Below are 16,641 nucleotides of genomic sequence, written 5' to 3' on the forward strand. Positions count from 1 at the left end.
CACCTTTCGAAAAGCTGATACATAATAACTTAGGACCTCTTTAAAAATGGTGCCACTTTTTGCAAAGCAAACTCTAGCTGCTGTTCTGGGGTAATGTTAGTATTATCCAGAATAATAGCATCTTCTGCACGCATCAATGGGCTTTCTTTACGGGTAGTATCTGAATAATCGCGATGAGCCAAATTTTCAAAAATTTCCTCTAATGTAACATCTGGGTTTTTAGGCATTAGCTCTTTATAGCGGCGCTCGGCACGTATTTTCGGGTCGGCGGTCATAAAAATTTTCACTTGAGCGTTCGGGAACACGGTTGTTCCAATATCCCGCCCGTCCATTACAATGTTTTTAGACCGCCCCATGCGTTGTTGCTGGGCCACCATCTCTTTACGCACCTCACGAATAGCTGAAACTGGGCTTACGTTTTCTGATACTGGCATCAAACGAATCTCATCTGATACCTCTTCGCCATTCAACGTAATATGTGTTTCGTAATCGCGCGAGTGAAAATTTAAGTGAATGTTTTCTAAAGCTTCAACCACCTGGCCTGTGTTATGAATATCAATGTTGTGCCTCAAGAAATACAAGGTTACAGCGCGATACATAGCGCCACTATCAACATAAATAAAGTGTAAATTCTTGGCGAGGGCCTTAGCTAAAGTACTTTTTCCGCAGGATGAATAGCCATCAATGGCTACCACAATGTTGTTGCTCATCGGGGTGCTAAGGTACAAATTATGTACTTATTTTGTGTACCGCCCAGATTAAACTTAGCTTTGATCATGAATTTTACTAAAGCCGACTTGCAAAAAGAAGTAAGCTACAAAACATCCCGCAGCGGTGGCAAGGGTGGTCAAAATGTAAACAAAGTATCTACCAAAGCAGAATTACTGTTCAGCATACAATTATCCGTTTTGTTTACGGATGAAGAGAAAGCACAACTAAGCCATAAGTTGCAAAACAGGTTTAATAAAGACGGCTTGGTACAGGTAATTAGCGAAGAGGAACGTAGCCAGTACCTAAACAAAGAACGTGCTTTAGGTAAATTATACCTTTTGCTGGCTCATGCCTTACACATACCCAAAGTACGTAAACCAACTCAAATAAGTAAGGCAGCTAAAGCTGTCAGATTGCAAAACAAGCGCCTGCAATCAGTAAAAAAGCAGTTGCGCAGCAGAGGGTTTAAGTAATTAGTGAATGGGTTTTAAAATCCGGTTCCAGCGGACTTTGTTTAGCAAGCTTTCTGTAGAATCCAAACTCATGCAGGTAATCATAGCTTTACCAACAATATGATCTTCGGGTACATAACCCCAAAAGCGTGAATCAAGTGAATTGTGTCGGTTGTCACCCATCATCCAATAATAATTCATTTTAAAAGTATAGGTATTTGCCTTTTTACCGTTTATGAAAACCTCAGTGCCTTTTAGCTGCACTTTGTTATTCTCATACAGTTCAATAGCTCTCCGATACAAAATTAAGTTTGCTTCATTCAATACTATCGTCATTCCTCTTTTGGGCAACACCAATGGGCCATAATTGTCCTCATTCCATTTAAATTTAGCATTGTGCGGAAACACATTAGCATCGTACATGCCTGCTGGCTCAACCACGGGTGATACTTGTTTGATATTGCTGTAACTTTTAAAAGCAGCTAATCCATCTTGTGGAATAATCATGATATAGGTTTGCTCATTAAATTGCTGTAATACCTCAACATGTAAATTATGCAATAACTGCGGATTAATATCAGCACCATCTGTAACTACTTTGTAAGATGTTTGTGCTTTTTCAGCATTAGGTGCGGCCTTGCCATTAATGTAAACTTGCGCATTTACGATGGTGAGCTTATCTCCAGGCGTTGCTTGGCAACGTTTGATTAATGCAGTTCTTTCATCAACAGGTTTGTTATAACTCGGATCGGCTTCTTCAGGTTTGTTAAATACCACAATGTCGCCTTTCTTTACTTCGGATAAGCCTGGCAAGCGAAAGTAAGGCAGCTTGATACCATCCCAATAGGTTTTAATTTGATGAGAAGTAATCGTTGGTTCTAAGAAGGGGATAGACACTGGGGTAAAAGGCATGCGTGGCCCGTAGCTAATTTTGCTTACAAACAAATAATCGCCCGTAAGCAAAGTGCCCTCCATTGATCCGGAAGGAATGGCATAAGCCGAAAATAGCAGCCCACGTACAAGCGTGGAAACTATCAATGCAAATAAGATAGCATCTCCCCATTCACGAAGTGCTGATTTCTTGGGTGAGTTACTTTGATCATTTTTTGATTTACGGTTGAATTTCCACTGCATAGCATTTGTGTTTTGCTATACGTTGGATGAAATACCAAAAGCATTGTTACAGAAAAACTTAAAAATAGTTATCTAGTAGTTTCACGCTTTTGATATCATGTTAACCATTATTTAAAGCGATATAACAACGTAACGGTACCCCACTTATGAGTACGTACCATACGCGTTACATCACGGCTATGAATAACAGCTCCAGCATCAAGTACCCAGCGACTACCCGAATAAGCTACTCCTATTTGCTGACTAAAAACAGAATGCTCCGGTGTCCCGGTTACTTCATCGCCTGCTGTATGTTTGAAAATATTGCCTTGTACCGTAGCATCGTAACCTATATAATTATACATAGGCTTGTAGTACAAAAACACTTCGTGTTGATGTAACGGTGTTAATCCAACTTTGCTGGCAGTACTTTGTGTACTTACTGAATTGTAAAGCGCATTAAAATTGCCCACACGTAATAAAGGGCCTATGCCTGCGCCAATAAAGCCCGTACCTATATTAGCGTAAGTACTGCCCGACACATCAATCCATTTTGCTCTTGCCAATAACTTGTTATACTCGCCTGAAAAGTTTAGTTGAAAACTGTTTTTAACTTGATAATGCCAGCCTTGTAAGGTGTAAAAACCAAAAGTATTATGAATGAGGTTTTGCGCCTCTGCTCCTAAAGCAGCCGGGCCTATTATGCCTGTTTGCAAACTTATTTTCAAGTTACTTTCATTTTTGTACAGTAAGTTCAAGTTAGCCCCTGCATAAAGATAAGCAGCAAACGGCCGGTCAATAAATTCTTTATCAGGTACTGAGCCGCTTTGTGGGTTATACATTTTCTGTCCTAACTCAATACCCAATACACGGTTAGCCAAACGTGTAGCACTCGGATTATTGATAGACAAGGCCTGTCTATAATAAATAAATATGCCGTTGGTATAATACTGATCGGAGCCCTGCCCTAAGTACGAATCATTATCAGTTTGTATGCCTATTTCGTGGGTGCGAACTTTAACCTGCTCTACTTGTGCCAGCAAATTGCTTAGGCTAAAACTAAACAGAATGGTAGCCGTTAAAAGTTTAAATTTCATGAAAGGGTGTAAAGATTTGCTAAAATAAAAAAGCCGGATAAATTTCCGGCTTTATATTATTCAAAGTAACTGATTTGCACTCTAAAAGCAGATGGCAAATCAATTATTAATAGTTCAATTCGTTAACTGGCTTAGGCTCTTTTTTGATAGTTAAATCAAGCGCATCCGGAACTTTCTGATCAAGCAACGCCAAGTTAATCACCTCGCGCATATCTTTTACATAGTGGAAGGCCAACTCTTTAATATAATCTTCTTTAATTTCCAATATATCTTTGCGGTTGGATTGGCACAAAATAATTTCCTTGATGTTAGCCCGTTTAGCAGCCAATATTTTTTCCTTAATACCACCTACTGGCAGTACACGTCCTCGTAAGGTAATCTCACCCGTCATGGCCAAATGCGGTTTTACCTGACGCTGGGTAAAGGCCGAAGTAAGTGCCGTTAACATAGTAATACCAGCCGATGGGCCATCTTTAGGTGTTGCGCCTGCCGGAACGTGTATATGTACATCCCATAGCTCAAAAAGCCGTGGATCAATATCAAAATAGCTGGCATGTGCTCGTAAATAAGCCAAAGCAATAGTAGCTGATTCCTTCATTACATCACCCAAGCTTCCGGTTAAGGTAAGTCGTCCTTTACCGGGACTTAAGCTGGCCTCAATAAACAAAATATCACCGCCTACCTGTGTCCAAGCTAAACCGGTAACTACACCAGCCACCTCGTTGCCTTCATATAAATCTTTATCGTACAGCGGTGCACCTAATATTTTTTCAACATCCTTCTTGCTCACGTTTGAACTGTATTCTTCCTCCAGAGCAATGCTTTTGGCAATACCACGAACTACCGAACCCACCTTCTTCTCCAATGCACGAACACCCGACTCACGCGTATAATCCTCAATGATTTTTTCCATCACGTCATTTTTAATCATCACGTTTTTGGATTTTAAACCATGAGCTTCGCGTTGCTTAGGCAATAAATGTTGCTTAGCAATTTCTATTTTCTCTTCAATAGTATAACCGTTTACTTCAATAATTTCCATTCGGTCAAGCAATGCCGGCTGAATGGTGCTTAAACTATTGGCTGTCGCGATGAACATTACGTTGGATAAATCGAAATCCAATTCTACGTAATGGTCATAAAAAGAACTATTCTGTTCAGGATCCAGCACTTCAAGCAAAGCTGATGAAGGGTCACCTCTAAAATCGTTACCTACTTTATCAATCTCGTCTAAAATAAATACAGGATTAGCTGCACCTGCTTTTTTGATAGATTGGATAATACGACCTGGCATAGCGCCGATATATGTTTTACGGTGCCCACGTATTTCGGCTTCATCCCTTACCCCACCTAAAGCCATACGCACATATTTACGCCCCAAAGCCTTAGCTATAGATTTACCCAAAGAGGTTTTACCTACCCCAGGAGGACCTACCAAGCACAAAATAGGTGCTTTCATGTCGTGCTTCAGTTTTAGCACGGCTAAGTATTCAATAATACGTTGCTTAACTTTGTCTAAGCCAAAATGATCTTTGTCCAGAACCTTTTGAGCACGCTGCAGATCGAAATTATCCTTAGTGAACTCGTCCCAAGGTAAATCCAACAGCAGTTCCAAGTAATTAATCTGTACTGAATAATCAGCAGCAGCCGGATTAATGCGTTGTAGCTTTTCCAACTCTTTGTTAAAGTGGCTGGCTACTTCTTTACTCCACTTCTTCTTAGCACCGCGATTTCGCAGGTTTTCAATTTCCAGATCAGGAGATGTACCACCCAACTCTTCCTGAATGGTTTTCAGCTGCTGATTTAAAAAATAATCACGCTGCTGCTTATCTAAATCTGTACGTACTTTAGTTTGTATCTGATTTTTTAGCTCCAGCATCTGCAAATCAGTAGTCAGGTGCTCTAAAACCATTTTAGCCCGATCACGCAAACTGGCTGTTTCTAACAGCAACTGTTTAGCTGCCATATCCGCATTCATGTTCGAGGATATGAAGTTGATCAGAAACGAGGTACTCTCTATATTTCTTATAGCAATACCTGCCTCGCTCGGAATGTTTGGCGAAAGCTGGATGATGCTCATAGCCATATCCTTAATGGAGGATACCATGGCCTTAAATTCTTTATCTTCGTTAAAAGCGGTTTCATGAAAAGGCTCAACCGATGCTTTTAGGTAAGGATCGTTTTGCAATTCTTCTTTCAATACAAAGCGCTTTTTACCCTGCAAAATAACGGTAGTATTACCATCGGGCATTTGCAGCATTTTAATAATCAGAGCTGTAGTACCTACCTGATGTAACTGATTGAAGGTTGGGTCTTCAACACTTACATCCTGTTGGGCAACAACGCCAATAATGCGGTCACCTTTATTTACATCCCGTATTAATTTGATAGATTTATCACGACCTACCGTTATTGGGATGACAACGCCTGGAAACAGCACCGTGTTTCGGAGTGGCAATATAGAAAGCACTTCCGGAACCTGTTGATTATTCATTTCTTCCTCATCCTCTGTCGACATCAACGGGAAGAATTCTGAATCTTCATTAATTACAGGTAAAGCACTATTAAAATCAAATGGATCAAAACTCATTAAATACCCTTTCTATATGGTAGAAAAACGTCATGTTGTCAGTTTACAAGACTGTAAACCTTACTAAACAAGCAAAAGTAACGTTTTATAATTTAAGCCTGTACTAGCTCAATTGATATGCCAATACTTCATGGCTAACGCTTAATAGAAATATTATTTTCAACGCTTTGTATAACAGATATTTATACATTAAGCATCAACTCAAACCTGTTATATTAAATTTATAAGTTATTACTTTTTGTCATAACTAAACTAAGATTTTCCCTTAATTACCAAACATTTATGCTGCAAACACCTTAGGCAACAGAGTAACAGTAAATCAGCATGGGAAAAACATTACCCAATTTTATTCTATTTATATAGAAATGCTTAGTTTAGGCAGTAGTAAGCATATGGTGCTCAGCTCGAAAAAGTTTTTCACAAAAGTTGTTGTAGATACAATAAATAACAAAGGCCTAAGTTATTGTAGTATTAAATTTGTTTAACAAATTAACTGGTCATGAGACTCTCTGTCATCTTGTCTTTCCTGCTTGTTTCTTCTTTAGATGGTATTGCGCAAAACGCTTATTTTAAGCTGGGCTACCAATCTTTTATGGATAAAGACTTTAAAACAGCCGTACGCCAGTTAGAAAAAGCCTGCATGGCCGACTCCAACAATACTAATGCTTTGTGGATGCTGGCTTACTCTTACTTTCATAGTGATAATTACAAAAAATCAGTAACGACGTATACTCGTGTAATTACTCTTAACCCAACCGATCAGGATGCCTACTACTTCCGCTCTAAAGCAAAAAGTAACTTGGCTAAAGATGTACAGTTATCATTAGATGACAAAGAGAAATGCATGCTGGGTGCTATCAATGATTTAACTAAAGCTCTATTAATTAAACCTAACGAAACACGTTTCTATCAAACTCGAGGACTAGCATACCGGGATTATGCCACCTTCAAACTACAAGCTAATATGCATTATTACGACCGTAATCGTGGTATAAATGCTTTGAAAGCAGAAATCGCTGATTTCGAAAAAGTAATGAACGAAAATCCAGGCCGTATGGATATCGCCTCCTTGCTTGATATAGCTAAAGAGAAATTAGCTACTGTAGTTGGCCACCACTAAAACCTGCCAAGAAATTTTATTTCAAAGTACCAATAGTTCCTTTAATCTGGTAGCGGTTACTGCCTAAAAACTTCACTTGCTGTAGTTTATCAATCAAGTACAACGAATCTGGAAAATACACCAACTGTTCAGTTGTTTGATATAGTAAGTTTTTGGTGTAATTACTTATAATAATCTTTTTAACAGTTTTATCCTGTTTATAAATTACCATACGGTGGGTAATCAGCTCCGAATATTTTGCAGTATAAATAATTGAATCGGCTGCTTGCTGTATAGTGTAGCTTTGCCGCCAAGCGGGTTTATTTAAATCTGACGCACTAAATGGTTCCAGTTCGCGCCCCCAATTAACAATACGCAGTTGCTTGGTTTCACTAACGCTATTATTATGCTGAACAGTTTTAGTAACTATTACTTGTGCACGGGTAAGACGAGCAGAATCGGCTTTGATAAACTTCTTTAATTCAAAGTATTTAACCGAGCCTTCGGTTGATTTAACATCCGGTTTGCATGCATACAAGCCGGATGTTAAAAAAACAACACTTCCCCATATAGCAACCTGTTTAATGAATTGATTACACCAATACATTACCAGTCATGGCTTGAGGTATTTCTACATTTAATAGTTCCAGTACAGTTGGCGCTATATCACCTAATTTCCCGTCTTTTACTTGCTTAACGTCTTTATCAATTATGATACAAGGTACTAAGTTGGTGCTATGTGCTGTATTAGGTGAACCGTCATCGTTCACCATATAATCCGCATTACCATGATCGGCAATAATGATAAATGAGTAGCCATTTTGAATGCCTGTTTCTACCAGAGTTTTAACACAGCTATCTACGGTTTCAGCAGCCTTTACTACAGCTTCAAATACACCAGTATGCCCCACCATATCGGTATTGGCAAAGTTCAGGCAGATAAAGTCAGCCCAACCACTTTGTAATTCAGGTAAAATTGCATCGCGTATGCCTTCAGCACTCATTTCTGGCTGCAAATCATAAGTAGCCACTTTAGGTGACGGTATCATAATCCGCTTCTCGTTAGTAAATTCTTTTTCACGCCCCCCCGAAAAGAAGAATGTAACGTGAGGATATTTTTCAGTTTCAGCAATGCGGATTTGGTGTTTACCTGCCTTTTCTAATATCTCACCCAAAGTTTGCGTTAAATCTTCCTTATTAAATACCACCTGCACGTTTTTGAAGGTTTCGTCATAAGGTGTCATGGTGATATAGCGTAAGCTAAGCGGATGCATGTTCTGCTCCGGAAAATCACGCTGTGTTAAAGCAAGGGTGATTTCACGACCACGATCAGTACGGAAATTAAAGCAAAGTACCACGTCTCCTTCTTTAATCACGGCAACAGGCTGTCCATTTGCATCAACCCTTACAATCGGTTTTACAAATTCGTCGGTTACACCTTCGTTGTATGATGTCTGGATAGATTCAACTAAATTTGTACTTAGTGTGCCAGTACCATGTATTAATAAATCGTATGCCAGCTTAACACGCTCCCAGCGGTTATCACGATCCATAGCATAATAACGGCCAATAGCCGAAGCAATTTGCACTGGTTTATCGCTAATATAGTTTTCTAAGTCAGTAATATAACCTACACCTGAACTAGGGTCAGTATCACGACCATCCAAAAAAGCATGAATGTAAACCTTATCTAAACCGTACTCGCCAGCTGCATCACACAAACCTTTAACATGATTGATATGTGAATGTACACCGCCATCAGACACCAGTCCGATGAAGTGGACGTCCTTATTATTTTGTTTAGCGTATTCAAAAGCTTCTTTTAACACAGGGTTGCCAGGTAGTTCGTGGTCATCTACTGCTTTGTTAATACGGCCCAATTCCTGATATACAATTCGGCCAGCGCCAAGGTTCATGTGGCCTACTTCCGAGTTTCCCATCTGCCCTTCAGGTAAACCCACGGCTGTACCCGAAGCTACTAATTTAGAGTTAGGATACTCTTGCAACATCGAATCAAAAAACGGCGTATTAGCCGTATAAATAGCATTTGAACTATCACGACGGCCGTAGCCCCAGCCATCCAGTATTAATAAGGCAACTTTTTTGTTATTTTCCACAGTGCAAATATAGGGTTGCTGATGAATATGCCATTAATAAAGTAACATACTTAACAGCTTGTTTACATAATTTACAGAATCATCATACCTAAATACCTGACATGCATTACTTACTTTTACCAACTTTTTATTTTTAGAAAATGATTGTTAGTGTTTTAGGTTGTGGCTGGTTTGGCTTTGAGTTAGCCAAAGCATTGGTAAAGCAAGGCATACGAGTAAACGGTTCTACTACTTCATCAGATAAACTAGCGCAATTGTCTGAAGTTCGTATTCACCCTTACCTGATTGCTTTACCAAGCACTGACACTAAAGTGGATGAAGAGTTTTATCAATGTGATGTGCTGGTTATTGCCATACCACCCAAAAGTCGCTCGGGCGAAGATGATCTGTATGTTGACAAGATGAAAAGCATTATTCAAGCAGCAACTACCCACCAAATTAAACGCGTAATACTTATTAGTTCAACTGGAGTTTATGCAAATAGCAATCGTAAATTTACCGAAACTGATGAACCCATGCCAGATACAGCCTCTGGCAAAATCTTGCTACAGGCAGAAAAGCTTTTTCTAACAGAAAGTAGCTTTCAAACTAGCATTATTCGCTTTGGTGGCCTAGTAGGCCCAGGGCGTGATCCCGGCCGCTTTTTTGCTGGCAAACAAGATGTTCCAAACGGACAAGCTCCGGTTAATTTAATTCACCAGAACGATTGTGTAAGTATTGCTTTAGCTGTAATTACGCAGCCTATAACTGCATCCATTATCGATGCCTGTTCTCCCCATCATCCACCCAAGCAAGAGTTTTATAAAATGGCAGCAGCCCGGTCGGGATTACCCTTACCTACATTTGTTGACGAACTACAAAGTTGGAAAATAGTAGATAGCCAAGTGTTAACTTATACCCTTCATTACCAGTTCCAAGTAGACAATTGGTTCGCGTGGTTAACCGAAGCATAAGTTAAACACATTGCTTATTTACCAGCATACATCTTGCAGGAGTAAGAAATTGTATCGAATATACTACGATAATCAATCAAAAACTAAATACTAAACAATTGTTTTTACTTTTGACGCACTAACACCTATTGTTTTGGATACTCAACTTGTAGATGATTTTATTACAAAAGCCCTGACCGAAGATGTAGGCGATGGCGACCACACTTCGTTATCAACCATACCGGCAGGTACTACGGGCAAAGCCAGATTGCTGGTTAAAGACACCGGCATACTGGCTGGCATAGAACTGGCCCAAGAAATATTCAAGCTGATTGATCCGGAGTTGAAACTTACCTTGTTTTTACAAGATGGCGCTACTGTTCAGCCGCAAGATGTTGCCTTTGAGGTAGAAGGCAGTGTACATAGCATATTAAAAGCCGAACGTTTGGTGCTTAACTGCATGCAACGCATGTCAGGCATAGCTACTAAAACCAACCATATTGTGCACCTACTGACTGGTACTCACACCAAAGTGCTGGATACCCGTAAAACGACCCCAGGTTTCCGCTATTTTGAAAAATGGGCTGTCGCTATTGGTGGTGGTGTAAATCATCGTTTTGGGTTGTATGATATGATTTTGATTAAGGATAATCATGTGGATTACTCGGGTGGTATCCGGCAGGCTATACAAAATACACAACAATACCTGGCCTCACAAAACAAACAACTACCCGTTGAGGTTGAAGTGCGTAACCTGGATGAAGTAGAGCAGGTATTACAAATAGGCGGTGTTGACCGTATATTACTGGATAATTTTGATTTAAACACGCTAAAACAGGCAGTAAATATAATAGCAGGTCGCTTTGCTACAGAAGCGTCAGGCGGAATAACACTAGAGACTATTGCTGATTATGCTGCCTGCGGAGTTGATTACATTTCAGTAGGCGCTTTAACACATTCTGTAAAAAGCTTGGATTTGAGCTTGAAAGCGGTTAAAGCGTAAAAAACAATAATAACCTCATCCATTTTTGTAATATTGTGCTGAAATGATTTCAATCTATTCTATCCTGGTACTTATACTGGCTTATCTGATGGGCTCCATCCCTACAGCGGTTTGGATAGGCCAGGCCTTCTACGGAATAGACGTACGCGAATATGGCAGCGGTAATGCCGGCGCTACCAATACGTTTAGAGTTTTGGGTAAAAAGGCGGGCATTCCGGTTATGTTGATTGATATACTCAAAGGCTGGACAGCTACTAATCTGGCCTATCTCATTGGCGTATCTACCACCGGCAGCCACCATTCGGTTGCTTTTACTAATTATGAACTGGCTCTGGGTATTACTGCCGTAATGGGACACTTGTTCCCTATCTTTGCCGGTTTTAGAGGAGGTAAAGGCATTGCCAGCTTATTCGGGATGGTACTGGCTATACATTTGCAAGCGGCCTTGCTTTGCGTTATGGTATTTATTGTCGTGTTGTTGATAACACGTTACGTATCATTAAGCTCCATTATGGCAGGCTTCACTTACCCATTAGGTATTACCTTTATATTTCATACCCAAATAAAATCGGTAGTTATTTATGGTATGTGTATCTGTGTACTAATATTGGTTACCCACCAGAAAAATATTGAACGCTTATTAAAAGGTAAAGAGTCAAAAGTAAATCTGTTTAAAAGCAAAACGGCTTAAATAATTGTATAATAATTATGAAAATGCCTAAGCTTACAGGGTTTGCAATTGCGGCTCTATTATTTTATTCGTGTTCAACGGTGCCTTTAACAGGTCGCCGGCAATTTATGGCAGTAAGTGATGCCGAAGTAAACCAATCGGCCGCACAGAGCTATCAGCAACTGCTTACCAGCCCTAAAACCAAAGTTATTGCGGGTACTAATGATGCTATTCGCATAAAACGTGTAGGCAACCAATTAGCTGCCGCTATACAGCGCTACTTAAATGCTAATGGTTATGCTAATCGTTATAACTTTCAATGGGAGTTTAACTTGATACAAAGCAATGAAGTGAACGCCTGGTGTATGCCCGGCGGCAAGGTTGCCGTATATAGTGGCATACTCTCTATTACTCGTGATGATGCCGGATTAGCTACAGTAATGGGCCATGAAATCGGTCATGCTATTGCGCGTCACTCTGCAGAACGCATATCACAACAGTATGTAGCACAAGGCTTAGGTGCAGCAGTAGGCATAGCAGCCGATAACTCGACATCTGCTTTAGTACAAATCACCAATCAACTGTATGGCACTGGCAGCCAAATAGCCCTTTTACATTACAGCCGCAGCCAGGAAAGCGAAGCCGACCGACTGGGCCTTACATTTATGGCCATGACAGGTTATGATCCGCACCAAGCCGTAGCTTTTTGGCAGCGAATGGCTCAATTAAGCGCCAATGGCAACAAACAACCTGAGTTTTTAAGTACTCACCCATCCGATCAAACCCGTATCAGGGACATTGAAAACCGGATTCCTGAGGCCATGAAATACTATTCTAAATAACCAAATAGCCTGCTTTAAGCAGGCTTCGTTATATCATGTCTAAACTAAAGTTCTTGCAAGCACAACGGATGATCTCATCATGTTGAATTATGAGGTTAACCCGGCAGTGCTAAAGCCCTATTTACCTGCATCTACTGAATTAGATTTATGGCAAGGAAAGCCTTCGTGAGCATGATTGGTTTCATGTTTTTGAACACGCGTGTGCCCGGTGTAAAATGGCCTTTTCACGTGAATTTTGAAGAAGTAAATCTTCGCTTCTATGTAAAGCACTTTGATGGCGTACAATGCAGGCGTGGAGCCATTTTTATTAGCGAACTGGTACTTAAAGCTTTAATTCCTTTGGTAGCTAACAACCTATACAATGAGCATTATAAAGCTTTGCCTATACGCCATTCAGTTACCCCTCTGCCGAGTAATGAAACTACTTACATGTACGAATGGAAATTGAACGGCAATTGGAACCGTTTAGGTGCTACTGTAGGCAATACATTCATTGATATAGCCCCCAACAGCGCCGAAGAATTTATTTTTGAACATTACTGGGGCTACAATGCTATTAACAGCACTACTACGCTCGAGTATGCCGTTGAGCATGTACCCTGGCAAATAGCACCAGTAAGTAGTTGTACTTTTGGGGCAGATGTAGCACAATTCTACGGTGAGACTTTTGTACCTTATTTAAAGCAGCCATACTCTATGTTTTTTGCTAAAGGCTCGGATGTGATAGTTCGGGTAGTTCGCAAAATTCAATTGAAACAAAAAGAGGGTTAGCATAAATAATATGCTAACCCTCTTTTTATTTATAACTGTGTTTAAAAAATAACTTGATCAGGTTGTTCTTCAAACTTGGTAGCTTTTACACCAAAGCGGTTTAAAAAGTCGACACCCTCATCACTGGGCAAACCTTTATACTCAGCATATGAATATCTATAATATACAGTGCTAATACCTGCCGAAAAAATCAGCCTTGCGCAAGGTAAACAAGGAGACAAGGTTGTGTACATGGTAGCACCTTCCAATTTAGCTCCATTTTTCACGGCATACAATATGGCGTTTTCTTCGGCATGAAGGGCAAGCGAACAGCTACCACGTGCATCACGTGGGCAACCGTTTTCCGGCCACTCCTCGTCGCAGTTATGTGTACCTGCTGGCGGACCATTATAACCTACCGATATAATCCGGGTATCTTTGGTTAAAACAGCTCCTACTTGTGCCTTCACACAATGCGAGCGTTTAGCCAGATCACTAGCCAGATTCATAAATATTTGCCCGAAGCTTAGTTTGCTCATGTTGTCGTTTAGTGACCGCCTTCTGCTTTAATATGATCTAAATCAATGCCTTGTTTACGTAATTCACCACTTACTTTCCACGCGAAGAATGCCAAGTAAGCAAAGCCTAATACTGGTACTACATAAGATAAGTGAATACCTGCTGTGTCGGCCAAAATGCCTTGCACCGGTGGCAGTATAGAACCACCTAAAATCATCATGATTAAAAACGCCGACCCCTGGCTGGTGTATTTGCCCAAACCAGTTACAGACAAAGCAAAAATGGAAGGCCACATAATAGAACAACATAAGCCACCGCTAATGAAAGCAAAAACAGCTACGATGCCACTGGTAAATAACCCTATTAGCATAAATACCATACCTAATAAGCCAAACACAGTTAATGTGCGTGTTGGTTTTTGCTGGCCTAAAAAGAAACCTACAATCATCACAACAATGCATATTGCATAAGGCAACAATGGCTTTATAGCTGCATTGGTTAAGTAGTTGGTTAATAACACTACACCAAAGGCAACAAAAGGAATAATAATGGTTAAAATATTTTTTGCTGATTTAGATAAGTTAAATGCACCAATAGCGCCTGCCCACCTTCCAATCATTAAACTACCCCAATATAAGGCAATAAATGGTGCAATGGCTGATTCACTGTAACCACCAAATTCAGGCAGCTTTAACAAGGCTCCCATATTACTTTGTATGGTTACCTCGGTACCTACATAGGTAAAAATGGCCAGCATACCATAAATAAGTTGTGGAAATTGCATTGCCCCCCAGCCTTGGTTATTCCGTCTGGCTGATAATAGAGAAGTAATCAGCGTTACTAGAATAATAATCAAAGAGGTATAAACAAAATATGCTTTTGATAATGATGTAAGTGTACTTAGTGGTCCTGCGGCTAAAATCAGGCAAAAGGCAAGAAACAAAACAAACAAAGGCAAGTTTGCTTTAGTACTGGCTTCAATTTCTTCATCACTGGTCACTTTAGGTAAATTAGATACCCAGAAAAATACAGCTACCGCAATAAATAAACCTGCTAAAGCAAAGTATAGGTTGTTTACAGAAGATATAGCTACAGGTGCATTTCCTGTATTATTAGCTGCTGTACCGAATAAAACCACACCAACAATAACTGGCCCCATCAAGGCACCGAAATTGTTAATACCACCAGCCAAGTTCAAACGGTTTGATCCGGTTTCAGGTGGGCCCAACGCAATTACAAAGGGGTTGGCTGCAGTTTGCTGTAGTGAGAAACCTACTGCTATCACAAAGAAGGCAGCCAAAATAAGACCAAAAACGCCTGAATTGATAGCCGGCACCATTCCTAAGGCTCCAACTGCAGAAATAACCAATCCTAAAATAATACCATTTTTATAGCCTAATTTATTTAGAATATCTACCTTACTGGCTTGAGAAGCAAAGTATAAAATCAGGGAACCAATAAAGTACCCACCATAGAAAGTAAAGTCAATCAATTGTGACTCAAACTGTGTTAAATTAAAATGAGCTTTACAGAAAGGGATGAATACACCGTTAGAAGCTGCCAGAAAGCCCCAGAAGAAGAATACCGTAATTAAGGTATACAACGCGGAGCCGTAGCTCTTTGTAGCTGTTTGTTGCATAAAAAATGTTAGTTAGTAGCAAATGTTTTAAGCCCGCTAACATAAATGTATTTGCGCAATTATCAACCATACTTTTTCAACTTCTTTAAGCAACATTATTACTTTTTTTTGTTTATCAGATAAGTTTGCATATTCGCATTGGTTAATTTTTAAGCCGTAGCATGATAGAAGCCGTAATTTCGGGCATAGGAATTGGTTTGGTGTTAACCTTCATAACTGGTCCGGTTTTTTTTGCATTAATAAAAACCAGCATTGAAAAAGGATTTCATGCTGGCGCTGCCCTAGCATTAGGTGTAGTATGCAGTGATGTTGTATTTGTAGGTGCCATTCTGTATGGATCGCAGTTTTTTGAAGTCTCTTCACAAGCAAAAATGTGGGCTGGTATCACCGGCAGCGTTATTTTGTTGGGAATAGGCGTTTACTACCTGCTGAAAAAAGCTGAAGTAAGCTTTAACACACATACACCAGTCAGCGTAAACCGTGCTGGGTACTTTTTTAAAGGGTTCTTGATGTGTATTTTCAACCCTACCCTACTATTTCATTGGATTACAGTAATTGGTACAGCCAGCACTATTTACCACTTGGGGGTACCACACCGGCAGATTAAAATTGCTATCATGTTTTCAACCATCCTACTGGTTCAATTCTCGATGGATGTGATCAAGGCATTTTATGCCAATAAGCTGCGCAACAAAATATCGGTCACTTTAGTTCACCGTCTTAACTACGTGGCTGGAGCTGCACTGATTATTGCAGCCTTCATTATTTTTGATCGTTTGGTAACACATTTTGTGTTTACCATGCCTACCACCAACAGTTAAGCCGCTAAAAAAAGTCTAATTAAGTATATATACTGCCGTATATCCTTCCTGATAAGGCTTGAATAGTACTCTTTGTCTCATACTATCCATGACATTGCATCAAATGTATCTTGTTATTATTCTATATCAAAGCCTGCAATGATCAAGAAAGTTTGTTAAAGGACGTTTACCCTATGCCTTAAATAAGACTATCTAACATACAGTTGATTTTTCCTTTTTGAATTAAGCAAAACTTAAACTACCTTTCTGTTTTAAATTCCTTGGTAATAGGTTCTATAAAAAGCTA

Annotated in this window: 15 protein-coding genes and 1 pseudogene; 8 read left to right on the top strand and 8 right to left on the bottom strand. The window is 39.8% G+C overall.

Annotated features, from left to right (window positions below):
- Positions 1 to 29 precede the first annotated feature (29 nt).
- On the bottom strand, positions 30 to 710 hold the full coding sequence (cmk, locus tag HH214_RS02370) for a (d)CMP kinase (RefSeq protein WP_169605819.1): 681 nt from the start codon (positions 708 to 710) through the stop codon (positions 30 to 32).
- Between the two features lie 66 nt (positions 711 to 776).
- On the opposite strand from cmk, the gene arfB reads away from it, so the two are divergent.
- Positions 777 to 1,184: an alternative ribosome rescue aminoacyl-tRNA hydrolase ArfB gene (gene arfB / locus HH214_RS02375; protein WP_169605820.1), complete on the top strand. Its 408-nt coding sequence runs from the start codon at positions 777 to 779 to the stop codon at positions 1,182 to 1,184.
- On the opposite strand, the gene lepB is transcribed toward arfB, so the two are convergent.
- From lepB to lon, 3 genes are all read right to left on the bottom strand, one after another.
- Positions 1,185 to 2,297 (bottom strand): signal peptidase I, encoded by a 1,113-nt coding sequence (lepB, locus tag HH214_RS02380; RefSeq protein ID WP_169605821.1) that lies wholly within the window; start codon positions 2,295 to 2,297, stop codon positions 1,185 to 1,187.
- 107 nt (positions 2,298 to 2,404) lie between these two features.
- Positions 2,405 to 3,373 carry a lipid A deacylase LpxR family protein gene (locus HH214_RS02385; protein WP_169605822.1) on the bottom strand — a complete coding sequence of 323 codons (969 nt, stop codon included), beginning with the start codon at positions 3,371 to 3,373 and terminating at the stop codon, positions 2,405 to 2,407.
- Between the two features lie 106 nt (positions 3,374 to 3,479).
- Positions 3,480 to 5,963 carry an endopeptidase La gene (gene lon, locus HH214_RS02390; protein WP_169605823.1) on the bottom strand — a complete coding sequence of 828 codons (2,484 nt, stop codon included), beginning with the start codon at positions 5,961 to 5,963 and terminating at the stop codon, positions 3,480 to 3,482.
- 499 nt (positions 5,964 to 6,462) lie between these two features.
- On the opposite strand from lon, the gene HH214_RS02395 reads away from it, so the two are divergent.
- Positions 6,463 to 7,083 (top strand): tetratricopeptide repeat protein, encoded by a 621-nt coding sequence (locus HH214_RS02395; protein ID WP_169605824.1) that lies wholly within the window; start codon positions 6,463 to 6,465, stop codon positions 7,081 to 7,083.
- Between the two features lie 16 nt (positions 7,084 to 7,099).
- On the opposite strand, the gene HH214_RS02400 is transcribed toward HH214_RS02395, so the two are convergent.
- Positions 7,100 to 7,600: a hypothetical protein gene (locus HH214_RS02400; RefSeq protein WP_169605825.1), complete on the bottom strand. Its 501-nt coding sequence runs from the start codon at positions 7,598 to 7,600 to the stop codon at positions 7,100 to 7,102.
- A 55-nt stretch (positions 7,601 to 7,655) separates the two neighbouring features.
- The gene (gene gpmI, locus HH214_RS02405; RefSeq protein ID WP_169605826.1) at positions 7,656 to 9,179 is read right to left on the bottom strand and encodes a 2,3-bisphosphoglycerate-independent phosphoglycerate mutase; all 1,524 of its coding nucleotides are present in this window, start codon (positions 9,177 to 9,179) and stop codon (positions 7,656 to 7,658) included.
- A 140-nt stretch (positions 9,180 to 9,319) separates the two neighbouring features.
- Here gpmI and HH214_RS02410 point away from each other — a divergent pair, with 140 nt between their 5' ends.
- The 5 genes and pseudogenes from HH214_RS02410 to HH214_RS02430 all read left to right on the top strand — a co-directional run bounded on the left by HH214_RS02410 (position 9,320) and on the right by HH214_RS02430 (position 13,397).
- Positions 9,320 to 10,132 carry an SDR family oxidoreductase gene (locus HH214_RS02410; protein ID WP_169605827.1) on the top strand — a complete coding sequence of 271 codons (813 nt, stop codon included), beginning with the start codon at positions 9,320 to 9,322 and terminating at the stop codon, positions 10,130 to 10,132.
- Positions 10,133 to 10,265: 133 nt separating this feature from the next.
- A complete protein-coding gene (gene nadC / locus HH214_RS02415) occupies positions 10,266 to 11,114 on the top strand; it encodes a carboxylating nicotinate-nucleotide diphosphorylase (protein ID WP_169605828.1) in 849 nt (282 codons plus the stop codon).
- 43 nt (positions 11,115 to 11,157) lie between these two features.
- Positions 11,158 to 11,805: a glycerol-3-phosphate 1-O-acyltransferase PlsY gene (plsY, locus tag HH214_RS02420; RefSeq protein WP_169605829.1), complete on the top strand. Its 648-nt coding sequence runs from the start codon at positions 11,158 to 11,160 to the stop codon at positions 11,803 to 11,805.
- Between the two features lie 23 nt (positions 11,806 to 11,828).
- Positions 11,829 to 12,626, top strand: a complete 798-nt coding sequence (locus HH214_RS02425; RefSeq protein ID WP_449288823.1) for a M48 family metallopeptidase — start codon at positions 11,829 to 11,831, stop codon at positions 12,624 to 12,626.
- 79 nt (positions 12,627 to 12,705) lie between these two features.
- Positions 12,706 to 13,397 (top strand): annotated as a pseudogene (locus tag HH214_RS02430) (YqjF family protein).
- Between the two features lie 41 nt (positions 13,398 to 13,438).
- On the opposite strand, the gene HH214_RS02435 reads toward HH214_RS02430, so the two are convergent.
- Positions 13,439 to 13,915, bottom strand: a complete 477-nt coding sequence (locus HH214_RS02435) for a deoxycytidylate deaminase (protein WP_169605831.1) — start codon at positions 13,913 to 13,915, stop codon at positions 13,439 to 13,441.
- An 8-nt stretch (positions 13,916 to 13,923) separates the two neighbouring features.
- Entirely contained in the window at positions 13,924 to 15,534 is a 1,611-nt protein-coding gene (locus HH214_RS02440) for an MFS transporter (protein ID WP_169605832.1), read from the bottom strand.
- Between the two features lie 161 nt (positions 15,535 to 15,695).
- Between HH214_RS02440 and HH214_RS02445 the strand changes: the two genes are divergently transcribed.
- Positions 15,696 to 16,355, top strand: coding sequence for a LysE family translocator (locus tag HH214_RS02445; protein ID WP_169605833.1), 660 nt, complete (start codon positions 15,696 to 15,698; stop codon positions 16,353 to 16,355).
- The last annotated feature ends 286 nt before the right edge of the window (positions 16,356 to 16,641 follow it).

It is taken from the genome of Mucilaginibacter robiniae (genome assembly GCF_012849215.1).
In the GTDB taxonomy this organism is placed as follows: Bacteria; Bacteroidota; Bacteroidia; order Sphingobacteriales; family Sphingobacteriaceae; genus Mucilaginibacter; species Mucilaginibacter robiniae.